12 protein-coding genes are annotated in these 14,024 nt (G+C 65.7%); 10 read left to right on the forward strand and 2 right to left on the reverse strand.

The genetic code is table 11. The features are described 5' to 3' along the window. Positions 1–1,479 (forward strand): FGGY-family carbohydrate kinase, encoded by a 1,479-nt coding sequence (locus tag NGR01S_RS11305; protein WP_063036128.1) that lies wholly within the window; start codon positions 1–3, stop codon positions 1,477–1,479. Here NGR01S_RS11305 and NGR01S_RS11310 read toward each other — a convergent pair. Both NGR01S_RS11310 and NGR01S_RS11315 read right to left on the reverse strand, forming a co-directional pair. Then, positions 1,472–2,233 (reverse strand): SDR family NAD(P)-dependent oxidoreductase, encoded by a 762-nt coding sequence (locus NGR01S_RS11310; RefSeq protein ID WP_245664529.1) that lies wholly within the window; start codon positions 2,231–2,233, stop codon positions 1,472–1,474. The genes NGR01S_RS11305 and NGR01S_RS11310 overlap by 8 nt on opposite strands. Then, positions 2,230–3,222 carry a sugar-binding transcriptional regulator gene (locus tag NGR01S_RS11315; RefSeq protein WP_063036129.1) on the reverse strand — a complete coding sequence of 331 codons (993 nt, stop codon included), beginning with the start codon at positions 3,220–3,222 and terminating at the stop codon, positions 2,230–2,232. The genes NGR01S_RS11310 and NGR01S_RS11315 overlap by 4 nt, the downstream gene beginning before the upstream one ends. Before the next feature lie 118 nt (positions 3,223–3,340). Here NGR01S_RS11315 and eltD point away from each other — a divergent pair, with 118 nt between their 5' ends. The 9 genes from eltD (at position 3,341) to xylB (ending at position 13,833) form a co-directional block, all read left to right on the forward strand. Further along, the gene (gene eltD / locus NGR01S_RS11320; RefSeq protein ID WP_063036331.1) at positions 3,341–4,417 is read left to right on the forward strand and encodes an erythritol/L-threitol dehyrogenase; all 1,077 of its coding nucleotides are present in this window, start codon (positions 3,341–3,343) and stop codon (positions 4,415–4,417) included. Between the two features lie 32 nt (positions 4,418–4,449). Next, a complete protein-coding gene (locus NGR01S_RS11325) occupies positions 4,450–5,856 on the forward strand; it encodes an ABC transporter substrate-binding protein (RefSeq protein WP_373861410.1) in 1,407 nt (468 codons plus the stop codon). A gap of 31 nt (positions 5,857–5,887) precedes the next feature. Further along, on the forward strand, positions 5,888–6,847 hold the full coding sequence (locus NGR01S_RS11330) for a carbohydrate ABC transporter permease (protein ID WP_063036130.1): 960 nt from the start codon (positions 5,888–5,890) through the stop codon (positions 6,845–6,847). Positions 6,848–6,850: 3 nt separating this feature from the next. Then, on the forward strand, positions 6,851–7,717 hold the full coding sequence (locus NGR01S_RS11335) for a carbohydrate ABC transporter permease (protein WP_063036131.1): 867 nt from the start codon (positions 6,851–6,853) through the stop codon (positions 7,715–7,717). Further along, entirely contained in the window at positions 7,717–8,850 is a 1,134-nt protein-coding gene (locus NGR01S_RS11340) for an ABC transporter ATP-binding protein (RefSeq protein WP_063036132.1), read from the forward strand. The genes NGR01S_RS11335 and NGR01S_RS11340 overlap by 1 nt, the downstream gene beginning before the upstream one ends. After that, positions 8,847–9,968 carry an ABC transporter ATP-binding protein gene (locus NGR01S_RS11345; protein WP_063036133.1) on the forward strand — a complete coding sequence of 374 codons (1,122 nt, stop codon included), beginning with the start codon at positions 8,847–8,849 and terminating at the stop codon, positions 9,966–9,968. Before NGR01S_RS11340 ends, NGR01S_RS11345 begins: the two co-directional genes overlap by 4 nt. Positions 9,969–9,978: 10 nt before the next feature. Next, complete coding sequence (locus tag NGR01S_RS11350; RefSeq protein ID WP_063036134.1) at positions 9,979–11,697, forward strand: dihydroxyacetone kinase family protein; 1,719 nt, start codon at positions 9,979–9,981, stop codon at positions 11,695–11,697. Next, complete coding sequence (locus NGR01S_RS11355) at positions 11,694–12,155, forward strand: ribose-5-phosphate isomerase (protein WP_063036135.1); 462 nt, start codon at positions 11,694–11,696, stop codon at positions 12,153–12,155. The genes NGR01S_RS11350 and NGR01S_RS11355 overlap by 4 nt, the downstream gene beginning before the upstream one ends. A gap of 232 nt (positions 12,156–12,387) precedes the next feature. Then, positions 12,388–13,833 (forward strand): xylulokinase, encoded by a 1,446-nt coding sequence (xylB, locus tag NGR01S_RS11360; RefSeq protein WP_063036136.1) that lies wholly within the window; start codon positions 12,388–12,390, stop codon positions 13,831–13,833. The last annotated feature ends 191 nt before the right edge of the window (positions 13,834–14,024 follow it).

A 14,024-nucleotide genomic window follows, 5' to 3' on the forward strand; every position in this document is an offset into this window, starting at 1 on the left:
GTGGAGCTGTTCGTCGGTATCGATATGGGGACGGGGAGTAGCAAGGGGGTGCTCGTGCGACCGGATGGAGTGGTGGTCGCCGAGCATCAGGTGAGTCATGAGATGTCGCTGCCGCGGCCGGGGTGGGCCGAGGTCGACGCGGTGGGCTTGTGGTGGGCGGAGGTGTGCGCGATCGGCCGCACACTGATGGCCGCCGTGCCGTCGGGGGCGCGGATCGCCGGGATGTGTGTCAGCGGTGTCGGTCCGTGCCTGGTGTTGTGCGACGAGGATCTCGAGCCGGTACGGCCCGCCATTCTGTACGGCATCGACACTCGGGCGTCGGTGGAGATCGCCGAACTGACCGAGTTGTTCGGCGCGGAAGAAATTTTGTTGCGGACGGGCAAGTCGCTGTCGAGTCAGGCGGTCGGTCCGAAGATCGAATGGGTGCGCAAGAACGAGCCGGAGGCGTTCGCCCGTGCCCGTCGCTGGTACGGGTCGAATTCTTTCGTCGTCGCGAAGCTGACCGGTGAGTATATTCAGGACCACCACACGGCCAGCCAATGCGATCCACTGTATTCGATTCGCGACTTCGACTGGAATGCCGAATGGGCCGGGCGGATTCTGGGTGCGCTGCCGCTGCCCCGGCTGGTGTGGCCGTCGGAGGTGGTCGGCATGGTGACCGCGGGGGCGGCCGCGGAGACCGGGATTCCGGCGGGCACGCCGGTCGTCGCGGGCACCGTGGATGCCTATGCCGAGGCATTCAGCGTGGGTGTGCGTGATCCGGGTGATCTCATGCTGATGTACGGATCGACGATGTTCTTGGTGCAGGTGCTGGAGACGTTCCATTCGAACCCGGCGCTGTGGACGACGACGGGGGTCCAGGAGGGCACTTTCGCGCTCGCGGCGGGGACATCGACCGCAGGTGGGCTGGCCAACTGGTTGCAGAAGGTGACCGGCGGAGCCTCATTCGACGTACTGATGGCCGAGGCCGCGGCAGTGCCGCCGGGGTCGGAGGGTTTGCTGATGCTGCCCTACCTGGCCGGTGAGCGCACGCCGGTGTTCGATCCGGACGCGCGTGGTGTCGTGGCCGGACTGACACTGCGGCACGGGCGTGGACATCTGTTCCGCGCGGCCTACGAGGGCATTTCTTACGGGATCCGCCAGATTCTGGAGATGTTCGACAATGCCGATTCACCGGTATTGCGGGCGGTCGGAGTCGGTGGGGGGCTGCGTAGTCCGGTGTGGGCGCAGGCGCTCAGCGATATCACCGGGTTGACCCAGCTACAGCCGGAACAGACCATCGGCGCGAGTTACGGTGACGGGCTGCTGGCCGCTATCGGTGTGGGACTGGTCGCACCGGAGACGGACTGGACGCGGATAGTCCGCGAGATTCCGCCGAACCCGGAATACCGCGAACGGTACGACGCCCTGTACGAGACATGGCTGCAGCTGTATCCGGCTACCCGGGAGCAGGTGCATACCCTGGCGCGGTTCAGCTGACCGCGTAACCGCCGTCGATCGGGACGTCGACGCCGTTGATCATCGATGCGAGCTCGGAGGCGAGGAACAGCGCTGTCGCGGACACCTCCGCGGGAGCGGCGAAGCGGCCCAACGGGATGCGGGCCAGCATCGGCGCCGCCTTCTCTTCCGCACCCCAGACTTTGCGGCCCATATCGGTGAGCACGATGGTGGGGCACAGGGAGTTCGCGCGCACGCCATCGGGTCCGAGCTCGAGTGCCAGCACCTTGGTCGCCATCACCAGACCTGCCTTCGATGTGCAGTACGCGTAGTGCTCGGGCAGTGCGCGCAGGGCGGCAGCGGAGGCGACCGTCACGATCGATCCGCCGCCGTCACGGGCCATCGCCGCACCGACGGTGGCGGCGAGCAGTGCGGGGGCGCGCAGATTGACGGTAAGGACCTCGTCGAACGTTGCCGCCGTCAGATCGGTGACCATCTCCGGATGTGAGATGCCCGCGTTGTTGACGAGCACGTCGAGCCCGCCGAAGACCGCGGCGGCCTCCGCGGCCAACCTGGTGGGAGCGTCCGGGTCGGCAAGGTCGGCGGTCACTGCCGCAACGCGAATCCCGTACTGCTGCGTCAGGTGGCGGGTCTGATCGGCCAGTGCGCTGTGGTCGCGGCCGGACAGCACCAGCGAAGCCCCGGCCGCCGCGAAAGTCTCCGCGATATCGGCCCCGATACCTTTCGACGCACCGGTGATCAGTACGCGCTTACCGTCGAGACGAATCGAGCTCACAGACTCTCCAAAAGCTGGTGTGCGGTCGATGGATCGGTGACGAGCTGGTTGAAGTATCCGGCGCGCGCCCCGGCGAGAATCGGGGCCACCTTGTCTGCGCCGACGGCCACGGCGATCCCCACCGGAATCTGCTGCAGCACGGACAGTTCCACGGCGATCAGCCGTTCGCGGCCGGGAAAGTCGACGGGTTCGCCTTCCCGGTTGTAGAACCGCGAACACACATCACCCACCGCTTCGCGTAATGATACGGAGGTGGTGGGAACGAATTGTGGTATGTCATCACGCAGCAGCGGGGGTGCGCCGACGCCCATGAGCGCGCACCGCGCTCGCGGCCACAGATTCAGTACGCGCTGAATGGACGGGTCGGCATGCAGGGTGGCGTAGAGATCGGCTCCGGGGAGGGCGGGGGCGAACAGGTAGTTCGGCCGGCCGCCGAGTTTGTTGGAGATGAGCCGGGTGATCTCGTTGGTCTGATACCACTCCTCGGGCTGGTCGTTGCCGCCGACGGTGGGGGTGACGAGGACACCGGGGATGCGTTCGAGGTCGAACTGCGCCACCTGGTAGACGGTGCGTCCCGAGGAGACCAGCAGTACGTCTCCGGGGACCAGCCCGACGTCGGAGAGTGCGCGTGAGACCGCGGGGGCGAGGTAGCTGCCCATCACCTCCACGGTCGGCTTGGCCGGGGTCGGCGCGGGCAGCGGTGCGGACAGGTACACCCGTTGCAACCCGGTCGCGTCGGCGAGGGTGCCTGCGAGATCGCCGCGGTCGTCGGCATGGGGTGCGCGGACTTCGATGTGGACGATGCCCTGACGGCGGGCTTCGGAGAGCAGCCTGCTCACGGTGGCCCGGCTGATGCCCAGCTTATGGGCGACTTCGGCCTGGGTGGCGTCCTCGTCGTAGTACATTTTCGCGGCCGCGTAGAGCAGCGACGGCGCGAAGCGGCCACCCTCGGCGCCTGTCGGTGCTCGAGTATCGGAGCTGCTGTGCATGGCAGAAGTATCGCATTGCACATCAGTTCACACCAATATTTCCGTGCACATTCGTTCTGGACCAATGTGCCACCCTGAGTTAGTGTGATCCCGAGCATAGGGATGAAGGGCAGTGGTGATGACGGAGACGATGCAAGCGGTGATCTGCCACGGTCCCGAGGACTACCGGCTGCAAGAGGTTCCCGTCCCGGTACCGGGACCGGGCGAAGCGCTGGTCCGGGTCGAGGCAGTGGGCATCTGTGCGAGCGATCTGAAGTGCTATCACGGGGCGGCGAAGTTCTGGGGTGATGAGAACCGCCCGGCGTGGGCCGAGACCGAAGTGATCCCCGGTCACGAATTCGTCGGCGAAATCGTGCAGATCGACGCCGCGGGCGCCGCCCGCTGGGGCGTCGAGGTGGGGGACCGAGTGGTCTCCGAACAGATCGTGCCGTGCTGGACATGCCGGTATTGCCTCCGCGGGCAGTACCACATGTGCAAACCGCACGACCTCTACGGTTTCAAGCGCCGGACCCCGGGCGCTATGGCGAAGTTCATGGTCTTTCCCGCAGAAGCGCTGGTGCACAAGGTTTCCAAGGATATTCCGGCCGCACACGCCGCATTCACCGAGCCGCTGTCGTGTTCGCTGCACGCCGTCGAGCGGGCGGGTATCACCTTCGAGGATGTCGTGGTGGTGGCGGGTTGCGGTCCGATCGGTCTCGGCATGGTGGCCGGTGCGCGGGCGAAGAGCCCTGCCCATGTCATCGCGCTGGATATGGCGCCGGAGAAGTTGATGCTGGCTCGGGAGTGCGGCGCCGATATCGTGATCAACATTCGCGACGAGGACGTTCAGGCGGTCGTCATGGAACTCACCGACGGCTACGGCGCCGATGTCTACCTGGAAGGTACCGGCCATCCCTCCGCCGTGCCGCAGGGCTTGAACCTGTTACGCAAGTTGGGAACCTACGTCGAGTACGGCGTGTTCGGCAGTGATGTCTCCGTCGACTGGAGCATCATCAGTGACGACAAGGAGCTCGATGTGCGCGGCGCGCATCTGGGTCCGCACTGCTGGCCGGCCGCCATCCGCATGCTCGAATCGGGCATCTTGCCGATGGACAAGATCTGTACCCACCAGCTGCCGCTCAGCGACTTTCAGAAGGGTCTCGATCTGGTGGCCGGCGGAACCGAGTCGGTGAAGGTTTCGCTGATTCCCTCCTGACCTGCCGAGAAAGTTCGATGAGGAACAGATACATGAGCAGAAATCAGTTCTCGCGCCGGGACATGCTGCGGGCCGTGGGCCTGGCCGGTGCGGCCGCCGCGGCCCTGCCGGTACTCTCGGCCTGCGGCGTGGGTGGCAAGGTCGAGGCCGTCAACGGTGCGGGCGAGGTGAGCGGGCCCTTCAACTGGCGTGCCGCGGAAGGCACGACTCTGCACCTGTTGCAGACGCCGCACCCGTACCAGCAGTCGCTGCAACCGCTGCTCGCCGAGTTCACCCGGCTCACCGGCATCACGGTCGACACCGACCTGGTGCCGGAGGCCGACTACTTCACCAAGTTGAATACCGAATTGGCCGGTGGCACCGGTAAACACGATGTGTTCATGCTGGGTGCGTACTTCATCTGGCAGTACGGTCCCCCCGGTTGGCTGGAGGACCTGGCCCCGTGGATCGCGAACTCCTCGGCCACCAGTGACGCGTACGACTTCGAGGACATCTACGAGGGTCTGCGCACCTCCACCCGATGGGACTTCGACCTCGGCAGTCCGCTCGGCACCGGCGGGCAGTGGGCGATCCCGTGGGGCTTCGAGAACAATGTGGTCGCTTACAACAAGGCCTATTTCGACCAGCGCAAGATCACCTTGCCGGACACCTTCGACAACTTCATCCAGCTGGCCGTCGACCTCACCGACCGTTCCCAGCACCGGTACGGCATCGCCACCCGCGGATCCAAGTCGTGGGCGACCATCCACCCCGGCTTCATGACGCAATTCGCCAGGGAGGGCGCGAAGGATTACGAACTCGTCGACGGCCGGTTCGAGGCCACCATGGCCTCGGACGCCTCGGTCGCCTTCACCGAGAAGTGGATCGAAATGCAGCGTCTGGCCGGACCGACATCGTGGACCACTTACGACTATCCCCAGGCCACCGGCGATCTCGGTGACGGCACCGCGATGATGGTCTACGACGCCGACAGTGCGACCTATCCGAAGAACAAACCGGGTGCCAGTGCGCAAGCGGGCAATATCGCCTGGTATCCGGGCCCCGCCGGCCCTGGTGGCAACTACAACACCAACTTGTGGACCTGGTCGCTGGCGATGAACGCGCAGTCGAAGAACAAGCATGCGGCCTGGTTGTTCATCCAGTGGGTCACGGGTAAGGAAGCCCTCTCGAAAGCCGTGCAGGGTGGGATCTTCGCCGATCCGGTGCGCAAGTCGGTTTTCGACGGCGTGTTCAAACAGCAGCTCGGCGGAATGCCCGGCTATCTGGAAGCTTTCGAGACGGTGATCGGCAGCTCGAAGATCCAGTTCACGCCGCAGAAGAAGTTCTTCGACACCACGGAGGATTGGTCCGTCGCGCTGCAGGACATCTACGGCGGTGCGAACGCCCGGTCCCGTCTGGCCAGCCTGGCCAAGACCTGTACGTCGAAGGTCAATCTCTGACCCGGCGTGGGTCGAAGAAAGGGAGGTCGACATGACCACTCAATCAGTTCGTCCACCGTCCCATGCCGACCCGGAGAAGCCGGGCTCAACGCAGCGAACCGACCCTCCGGAGGTTCCGCGCTGGCGGCGGTCGCTGCGGCCGTACCTGCTGTCGGTTCCGGCGATGCTCATCGTGGTGGGGATTCTCTACCCTTTCGTGATCGGCGCGTATTACTCGGTGCTCAACTACGCCGCGGTGAATCCTGAGCCGATCTTCGTCGGAATCCGGAACTACGCCAGTGTGCTGGGTGATGTGGAATTCTGGACCAGTGTCCGGGTCACCGGCACCTTCGCGATCGTGGCCACCGCCATCGAGACCGTCGTCGGCGTCGGCATCGCCCTCTTGCTCAACCGCTCCAGCATCATCGGGCGGATCTTCGAGAAAGTGCTGATCCTGCCGCTGATGATCGCGCCGGTGATCGCGGGCGTCATCTGGAAGCTGATGTTCAACCCGCAGTTCGGCGTGCTCAACCACATCCTCGGTCTCGGATCCACCTTCGACTGGCTCAGCAGCGGCAATGCCCTGTGGTCGGTGATCCTGGTGGATCTGTGGATCTTCACCCCGTTCGTCGCGATCCTGGTGCTCGCCGGCATCCGTTCGCTGCCCAAGGAACCCTTCGAGGCATCGGCGGTAGACGGCGCGAGCTGGTTCTACATGTTCCGCAAACTCATGCTGCCGATGCTGTGGCCCTACATCCTGGTCGCGGTCATCTTCCGCTTCATGGACAACCTCAAGGTTTTCGACGCGGTCTACGTCCTAACCTCGGGCGGCCCCGGCGTAGCGACGCGGACCCTGCAGATCGGGGCGTTCGAGGACTCCATCATCAACCTCGACTACTCCCGCGGCAGCACCTACATGTTCCTGCTGTGGGTGATCGTGTTCATCACCGCACGCCTCCTGGTGAGCGTGCTCGGAAAGGCGCAGCGTCGCGCTGCCGGAGCGGAGTCGTAGATCATGGCCAAGGAACTCTTACCCGGACAGCGCCGATTCACCCCGGCCTCCGTGGGCGCGGATATCGTGCTGATCGGCTGGTTCGTCTTCTCGCTGTTCCCGATTGTGTGGATGGTCCTGCTGGCGTTGAAGACACCGGCGCAACAGACCACCACCTACTTCACATTCAGCCCCACCCTGGAGAACTTCGCTACGGTGCTGAGCCCGAAAGGCACCGAACTCACCAGCGTGGACTTCAAGGCCGCGCTGCTCACCAGCCTGATCAATTGCGGTGGTGCGGTGATCGTTTCCCTGGTCATCGGTATTCCCGCTGCCTATGCGGCCGGCCGGTGGCAGTACAAAGGCTCCAATGACCTGATGTTCACCATGCTCTCGTTCCGGTTCGCTCCTGAACTGATGGTCATCGTTCCGCTGTTCGTCATCTACAACCAGATCGGCCTGTTCGACACCAAGGCCGGCATGGTGTGGGTGCTCCAGTTGGTGACGATGCCATTGGTTGTGTGGATCCTGCGGTCCTATTTCCAAGACCTGCCCGAGGATCTGGAACAGGCCGCACTGCTGGACGGATATACCCGCCGGCGGGCCTTCGTGATGGTCGCGCTGCCGCTCGTGCGGCCCGGTATCGCCGCCGCGGCACTGCTCGCGTTCATCTTCGCCTGGAACAACTACGTGTTCCCGCTGATCCTGGCCGACAGCAATGCCGCCACCGTGACCGTGGCGATCACGAAATACCTCGGCGGTGGCGGGCAGGCGTATTACAACCTCACCGCCGCCGCCGCGGTGATCGCGGCGCTACCACCACTGATTCTGGCGCTCACAATCCAGCGATACCTGGTGCGCGGCCTCTCTTTCGGGGCGGTGAAGTCCTGATGGCGGATCTGACGGTCAACGGACTCACCAAGCACTACGGGAAGACGGTCGGCATCGACGATGTATCGCTCGATATCGCCGATGGTGAATTCTTCGTCATCCTCGGCCCATCGGGTGCGGGTAAGACCACCACGCTGAAATCGATCGCCGGGCTGGTCCAGGTGGATAGTGGCACGGTACATATCGGTGGCGCGGATATGACGATGGTCGAGCCCTACCACCGCAATGTGGCGATGGCGTTCGAGAGCTACGCCTTGTATCCACAGCAGACCGTGGCGCAGAACCTTTCCTCTCCGCTGCGCTCCGGGCGCACCGGGAAGTACTCCGCGGCCCAACAGCAGGAGCGGGTCGATGCCGTCACTGTGACGCTCGGCATCGACCATTTACAGCAGCGGTTTCCACGGGAACTGTCCAACGGACAGCGTCAGCGGGTGGCCCTGGGCCGGGTGCTGATTCGGCCCGCGGACGTCTATCTACTGGACGAACCGCTGTCTCATCTGGACGCGAAACTGCGTGCGGCCATGCGCGCGGAACTGCGCGAGCTCGGGCGGATGTCGAATACGACGACCGTCTACGTCACCCACGACTACCAGGAAGCCCTGGCGTTGGGCGACCGAATCGCCATCCTGCGCGACGGGAAGCTGGTGCAGGTGGATACGCCGGAGGCCATCTGGCGTAAACCGGTCGATACTTTCGTGGCCAAAGCGCTCGGCCAGCCGGAGATCAATATCGTCGATGCGATCGTCGACGGTAGCGCGCTGCGGGTAGCCGGAAGCAGTATCGAGATTCCGGTGCCTCCCGAACTCGGCCTCGGCACGGGCCGCGGTGTCCGGCTCGGCATCCGCCCCTGCGATATCACCCTCGCCGCCGTAGCAAGCACTGCACCCGGGATGGCGAACCTGACCGGCGTGATCACCCTGACCGAACGACTCGGGCGCAGTATCGAGGTTTCCGTCGATATCGGCGAAACGTCGTTGATCGCGCTGTCCCCGGGCGGGCCGCATATTCGCGAGGGCGCCACCGTCGTGGTGACGGTACCGCTGGCCGACGTCCTCATCTTCGAAGCAGGCGAACGCGGCAGCGACAGTCTCCGTCTCGGTGCTGCCGCATCCAACTCCCAGGAGCGGCGATGACAGTCGAAACCAGAACCGGGTCGGCGGCGCAGCGGCTGACGCTCGAGCGCCTCACCAAGACCTACGTCGCACGCGGCCGGGAAAGCTTCCAGGCGGTCAAGGGCATCGAGCTCGATATCGAACCCGGCGAACTCGTCGCATTGCTCGGTCCATCGGGCTGCGGCAAAACGACGACCCTGCGCATGATCGCCGGTCTCGAGACGGTGACCAGCGGTGACATCCGGATCGGCAACCGCACTATCACCGACCTCCCCCCTGGGAAGCGCGGTGTGGGCGTGGGATTCGAAAGCTATGCTCTGTATCCGCCGCTATCGGTGCGGCAGAACCTCGGCTACGGGTTGAAGGCACGCAAGGTCGCCGACGCCGACCGGCTCGTCAGCGATATCGCGCACCGGCTGGAACTGCAGGACGTGCTCGATCTGCGGCCCGCGAGCCTGTCCAGCGGGCAGAAACAACGTGTCGCGCTGGCCCGGGCGCTGGTCCGGAATCCGCCGGTACTGTTGCTGGACGAGCCTCTCTCGCATCTGGACGCCTCGGCACGGCAGCGGGTCCGGCGCGAATTGAAGGTGCTGCAACGGGAATTCGGCTACACGACTATCGTGGTCACCCACGATCAGGTGGAGGCGCTGAGCCTGGCCGACCGGCTCGCCGTCATGGACGGCGGAATCATCCAGCAGTTCGGCACACCCGACGAGATCTTCGACGATCCGGCGAATCGCTTCGTCGCCGGATTCGTGGGCGAGCCGCAGATCAATATTGTCGACGGCGTGGTCCGCCGAGACGGTGCGGGCACGGTCGTCCAGATCGGCAGCGCGACGATTCCGGTCGCTGTCTCGGCGGGGGGTGACGGTCAGCGGGTCGAGGTGGGCATTCGGCCCCAGGACAGCCGGCTTTCCGCCGAACCGGCCGGTCCCGGCCGGCTGACGGCGTCGGTGCGCTATTTCGAACATTTGATGGAGTTCGGCCGCGCGGCACTGGATGTGCCCGGTGTCGAGGAGCCCGTACTCGTCGAGACACCGGCCCGGCAGAACTTCGCGGTGCACCAGCAGGTGGCGCTGTCGGTGCCGCCGGAACGGGTGTACCTGTTCGATCCGGACTCCGGACAACGATTGCGATAGAGGACATCTGATGACGCGGCTGTACAACGACCCGGCATCGTTCACCGACGATATGCTGGCCGGATTTCTCGACGCGAATGCGGGATACGTCACCGGTGTCCCCGGCGGGGTGGTCCGCGCTTCGCCGACCCGTCCCGGCAAAGTCGCCGTGGTAGTCGGTGGGGGAACGGGCCACTATCCCGCTTTCTGCGGGCTGGTGGGGCACGGTCTCGCTGACGGCGCCGTGGTCGGCAATATTTTCACCTCCCCCTCGGCGGCCGCCGCGGCCTCGGTGGCCAGAGCGGCAGACGGGGGCGCCGGGGTCTTACTGACCACAGGCAACTATGCGGGCGACGTGATGAACTTCGGTTTGGCGGTCGAGCAGTTGGAAACCGAGGGCATTCCGGCCCGTTACTTGGCCGTCACCGACGATATCGCCAGCGGACCAGCCGACGATATCGCCGCACGTCGCGGCATCGCGGGTGATTTCACGGTTTTCAAATGCGCGAGCGCGGCGGCGGAGGCGGGCTACGACCTGGACGGTGTGTTCCAGATCGCGGCCCTGGCCAACGACAACACGCGGACACTCGGCGTCGCCTTCGACGGTTGCACTCTGCCCGGTGCCTCGGCGCCGCTGTTCACCGTCGAGCAAGGGACCATGGGACTGGGTCTCGGAATCCACGGCGAACCGGGCGTCGCCGTACACAAGCTGCCGAGCGCCGCCGAACTCGCCGAACTGCTGGTGACCGGGGTCCTGAAGGAAAAGCCGGCGGGCGCCGGTTCTCGAATCGCGGTAATACTCAATGGACTCGGGCGCACCAAGTACGAGGAATTGTTCGTGGTGTGGGCCACCGCGGCCGAATTGCTGCGCACGGCGGGCTACACCGTGGTGCAGCCGGAGGTCGGCGAATTGGTGACCAGCCTCGACATGGCAGGGTGCTCCTTGACCGTGCTGTGGCTCGACGAAGAATTGGAACGGTTCTGGACCGCGCCGGCGGACACCCCGGCGTACCGCCGCGGAAGCATTGTCGAGGTTCCGTCGGCGACTCGCCGCCGCGCCGTCACCGACACCTTCCATCACCCGGATTTCGCCGCGACAGCGGACGATGCCGCGCGCCACGGCGGCGTCGCCATCGCCGAGGCGCTGCACGCTGTCGCGTCGGCGATGGTCGAGGCGGAAGCGGAATTGGGCCGCATCGACGCGGTCGCCGGTGACGGGGATCACGGGCGAGGCATGGTTCGGGGCACTGCCGCGGCCTGCGCGGCCGCCGAGGAGGTCGTCGCGCGCGGGGCAGGCCAGGGCGATGTGCTCAGGGCGGCCGGTGCCGCGTGGGCCGCGCAGGCGGGCGGCACCTCGGGTGTGTTGTGGGGGGCGGCGCTGACGGCACTGGGGGACCGGCTCGGTGATGCCGGCCGACCTACCGACGCCGATATCGTCGCCGGCCTGCGCGCAGCCTACGACTCGCTCGCTCGCCTCGGTAAGGCCCGGCCGGGCGACAAGACCATGCTCGACGCCCTGCTGCCGCTCATCGAAGCGGCCGAAAACGGTGCGTCCTGGCACAGTGCGGCCGCCGCCGCCGAGTCTGCGGCGCGCGCGACCGCCGAATTGCGCCCCAAGGTCGGCCGGGCGCGTCCGCTCGCAGAGCGCAGTATCGGTAGTCCCGACGCGGGTGCGGTCTCACTGGCGATATGTGCGCGAGTCGTCGCCGACCACTTCGAACCAGTCGTCACAGAAGGGGCGCCCCGATGACCGAATCGCTTAGAATCGTGGTGGGGTGCGATGACGCCGGGCTCGAGTACAAGAACGCCCTCAGGGCCGATCTCGAGGCAGACGACCGGGTCACCGAAGTGATCGATGTGGGCATCGGAAACGGTGAGCACACCGCCTATCCGCACGTTGCGGTCACCGCCGCGCGGATGATCGCCGCAGGCGAGGCCGATCGGGCACTGCTCGTCTGCGGCACCGGCCTCGGTGTTGCGATCAGCGCGAACAAGGTACCGGGGATTCGCGCGGTCACCGCGCACGACAGCTTTTCGGTGGAGCGTTCGGTACTGAGCAACGATGCGCAGGTGCTGTGCTTCGGGCAGCGCGTCATCGGCCTAGAACTGGCTCGCCGGCTGGCCAGGGAATGGCTCGGATACCATTTCGACCCCGAGTCGGCATCGGCTGCGAAGGTCGCCGCCATCGGCAGCTACGAAAAATCCTGATCCGCGTGCGCACGGCCGGCTGCCCCGCCGTCGGCCGATCTGTTGATTGGAGGATGTTCATGACGCGACAGCGGACCGCCGCGGGCGAGTTCTCCGTCGGACAGTGGACTACCGGATCGACCGACATTGCTCTCTCCTGCCGGGCTGCACGCAGCAGGCCGGCGAACGCGACAGCGGCTTCATGTGTATGCGACAGCGTGCACTCGGACACCTGGTCAGTCGAGGGGGTTCGATGACGCTGGTGGCAGGGGTGGATTCCTCGACACAGACATGCAAGGTCGTGGTGCGCGACGCCGACTCCGGCCGACTGGTCCGCCACGGTGCCGCAGAACACCCGCCGGGTACCGAGATCGACCCGGAGCACTGGTGGAATGCGTTACAGCTCGCCCTCGAGCGAGCAGGCGGGCTCGACGACGTGGCTGCGGTGTCGATCGGCGGACAGCAGCACGGCATGGTGTGCCTCGACACGGACGGCCGGGTTATCCGGCCCGCCCTGCTATGGAATGACACGCGGTCGGCCGGCGCGGCTGACGCGCTCATCCGGGAACTCGGTGCGGGCGACCATGCGCTCGGCGCTCGCCGCTGGGTCGAGGCTGTCGGCACGGTGCCGGTGGCATCACTGACCGTCACCAAACTGCGGTGGCTGGTGGACCACGAGCCCGGCAATGCCGCTCGAATCGCGGCGGTGGCGTTGCCGCACGACTGGCTCACCTGGCGCCTGCGCGGCGCCGGGTCCCTGGACGATCTGGTGACCGACCGCTCCGACGCATCGGGGACCGGTTACTTCGATGCGGTGTCGGGAACCTACCGACGTGACCTGCTCGCACTGGCTCTGCGGCGCCGCGAGGAAGAGGTGCGCCCCATATCGCTGCCCCGCGTCCACGGTCCCGATGAGCGGGCCGGCACGGGATGTTCTCGACTCGGCCTTTCCCGCACGGTTGTCGGGCCCGGGTGCGGTGACAATGCCGGGGCGGCGTTAGGGCTCGGATTGGATGTCGGCCGAGTTTTCCTTTCTCTGGGAACCTCCGGTGTGGTGGCCGCGGTTTCGGACCATCGATCGGTCGATTCCACCGGCTCGGTGGCCGGTTTTGCTGATGCCACCGGCAGATTCCTGCCGCTGGTCTGCACACTCAACGCCACCCGGATCATCGACAGCATGGCCTCGGTACTCGGCGTGAACCACGACGAATTCGACGCGCTGGCACTGGGCGCCGCTCCGGGATCGGGCGGAATGGTCCATGTGCCTTACCTTCAAGGAGAGCGGACCCCGAATCTTCCCCATGCCACCGGCGTGCTCGAGGGCATGACTTTGTCCGCCATGACAAGGGAGAACTTCGCGCGCGCAGCGGTCGAGGGTTTGCTGTGCCTGATGGCTGACGCATTGGAAGCTGTTCGTGGACAGAATGTGTCGATCGAGCGGATCACACTCGTCGGCGGTGGCGCCCGGTCGGCCGCGGTACGTGAAATCGCTCCGTCCGTACTCGGAGTCCCCGTGCATGTCCCGCAGCCCGGCGAATACGTTGCCGACGGTGCCGCGCGGCAAGCGGCCTGGGTATTGTCCGGCGGAGACCAGCCACCGCTCTGGCCGGTGTCCGACATCGGAACCTACACCGCACAGAGAAACTCAGGGGTTCTCGCCCGTTATCGGCGAGTTGCCGCCGCGGTCGCCGGTTTCTAGTGTTGTCGAGCGATGCCGGGGTTCGATCTCTACGGCGTCGGCGAGATCGATCTCGACCTGCGGCGACCCGGCCGGGTGTCGGTTTGCGCTGCTGCTTGTCGTCGGTGATCCTGCCGGTGGAGGTGGTGTCGATGGCCCGGGAACCGGAAGTGTTCGTCTTGGACGAACTGCCGACCGACCTGGTCGACGCC

Source organism: Nocardia grenadensis NBRC 108939 (assembly GCF_001613445.1).
In the GTDB taxonomy this organism is placed as follows: domain Bacteria; phylum Actinomycetota; class Actinomycetes; order Mycobacteriales; family Mycobacteriaceae; genus Nocardia; species Nocardia grenadensis.